Source organism: Aquabacterium sp. (assembly GCF_021768455.1).
In the GTDB taxonomy this organism is placed as follows: domain Bacteria; phylum Pseudomonadota; class Gammaproteobacteria; order Burkholderiales; family Burkholderiaceae_C; genus Aquabacterium.
This window is the reverse complement of record NZ_JAIZVX010000272.1, coordinates 1-2,066: the sequence shown is the minus strand read 5'-3', so window position 1 is coordinate 2,066 and position 2,066 is coordinate 1. Positions and strand designations below refer to the sequence as shown.

Here is a 2,066-nt window from a genome sequence, read left to right as displayed (position 1 = left end):
CGCTGGCGACGGCGTGCCACGCCCAGGGCGGTGACCAGGCCGACGGCGGCGAGGGCCATGGATTCGGGTTCGGGCACGGCCGCTGCCATCGGGAGGTTGAGGTCAGGGCTGCCCTCAGATGTCAGCGAGATGGTGTGCAGGGTTCCAGTCCCTTGTTCCGACACGGTGACGGTGTCGTCGCGCAGGATGTTGACGACCGTCTGGCCATTGCTGGAGGTCATGAAGACAGCTTTGCTGAACAGGTCGCTGAAGCTGAACTGAACCACGTTGTTGAGCGAGGCGGTGACCAGGCCCTCGGCTGTGCGGGTCAGCGACACGGTCACTGGTTCATTGCTCTGCACGGTGTCTGTGCCGGTGAGCGTGTCTCCCAGCGAGGGCGACACTTGGTAGCCCAGGTAGATCGCCAGTTGGCCATCGTGCAGGTAGAGGCCGGTGTCTTCGCTGAGCCCCTGGAAGTCAACCAGCTTGCGCCAGGAGCCGACGTAATCGAGCGAGGCCGAGAAGCTCAGGCTGTAGACGCTGGCGTCCAGGAGGCCGGTCAGGGTCACGCCGGTGTCGGTGTTCAAGCCGCTTGCGGTGAGGCTGCCACTGAACTGCACAGCGCTGTTGGCAGTGCTCGATTCATTGAAGGCAATGGTGGTGGTTCCTGCCACAGCATTGCCAATGCTAAAAACGCTGGCCAGGGCAATGAGCGAAGTGCGGAAATGCATGGTCGTTTTCTCGTGTCTGGGGTCTGTGCCCCGCTGATACGCATTGTCACAGGATCAGCCCTGCTCGGGGAATTTTGTGATCCCTGAGCTCAGGGGGGCGCCTTTGCGCCATGCGGCAAGCGCCTGGGTCAACCACGCGCCGACGGTGTGCGCCGTGGCCGCGATCGCCAGGGTCTCGCCCGCCCTTTGCAGGGCTTGCAATGGGTCGCCGAGGTCCAGCGCTTCGGCTCCGTTCTGCTTCGAGAGTTTCTCCCCATTGGCCCCCATGACCAGCGGCGTGTGCAGGTACACGGGTGCGGGCACGCCCAGGCAATCCTGCAGGTAGCGTTGCCTTGGCGTGTTGTCGGCCAGGTCTTCCCCGCGCACGACATGGGTCACTCCCTGTGCCGCGTCGTCGACCACGACGGCCAGCTGGTAGGCCCACAGGCCGTCGGCACGGCGGACCACGAAGTCGCCCACGGCCTCGTCAAGCTGTTGCCACTGTTCGCCGAGGCGCCGATCCTGCCAGCGGATTCGCCCGGCCTCTCCCGTGGGCACGGCCAGGCGCCAGGCACGGGGCGCTCGCCCCCGCAGACCGCCTTGGTCCGGTCGGCAGGTGCCGGGGTAGACCAGATCGCCGTGCCTGGGTTTGACGCGACCCAGGGCGGCATTGGCCTGGGCGATGTCGCTGCGGGTGCAGGCGCAGCCATAGGCCAGGCCTTGGTGCACCAGCTGATCAAGGGCCTGCTGGTAGAGCGGGCCGCGCTGGCTTTGCCAGACCGGCGGTGCGTCGGGCACCAGCCCACAGGTGGCAAGCTGCTGCAGGATGAAGCGATCGGCGCCGGGCACGCAGCGGGGGGTGTCCACGTCTTCGATGCGGACCAGCCACAGGCCGCCGTGGGCGCGGGCGTCCAGCCAGCTGGCCAGGGCCGCCACCAGGGATCCGGCGTGCAGGGGCCCCGTGGGTGAGGGCGCGAACCGACCGATGTAGGGGCGGGCGCTCACAGCGTCAGGCTCCCGTGGCGTTCGATCAGGGCCTGTCGGGTGGCGTCGCTGGCCAGCTGGTGCAGCCACCAGGTGAGGGCCATGCCGGGCGGGGTGCTCCCCTGGCGCCAGGCGTAGTGCGTGTGGATCTGGCGCGGGGGGCTGGCCACGGCCTTGTGCACCAGGCGCCCGGCGGCGATGTGCTCGCGCACCATGGGCTCTGGCAGGAAGCCGCAGCCGAGGCCGCGCAACTGCGCCTCCACTTTGGCCGACATGGAGGGCAGGGTGAGCACGTCCTGGCCGGGCAGGATGCCGATGGTCATGGGCGTGATGCCCCGCGCGGTGTCGGCCACGGCAATGATGCGGTGGCTGGCCAGGGTGGCCGGCGAGAGG

At 68.2% G+C, this 2,066-nt stretch carries 3 protein-coding genes; all 3 read right to left on the bottom strand.

Annotation, left to right across the window (positions count from 1 at the left end; all coding sequences use genetic code 11):
• Window positions 1-710: PEP-CTERM sorting domain-containing protein (locus tag QZ994_RS19645; protein WP_290877725.1), on the bottom strand; the 710-nt coding region annotated here is incomplete at its 3' end.
• 54 nt (window positions 711-764) lie between these two features.
• Entirely contained in the window at window positions 765-1,694 is a 930-nt protein-coding gene (gene gluQRS / locus QZ994_RS19640) for a tRNA glutamyl-Q(34) synthetase GluQRS (protein ID WP_290877722.1), read from the bottom strand.
• Window positions 1,691-2,066 (bottom strand): LysR substrate-binding domain-containing protein (locus QZ994_RS19635; RefSeq protein WP_290877719.1); only part of this gene is annotated, 376 nt, incomplete at its 5' end. The genes QZ994_RS19635 and gluQRS, both read right to left, overlap by 4 nt.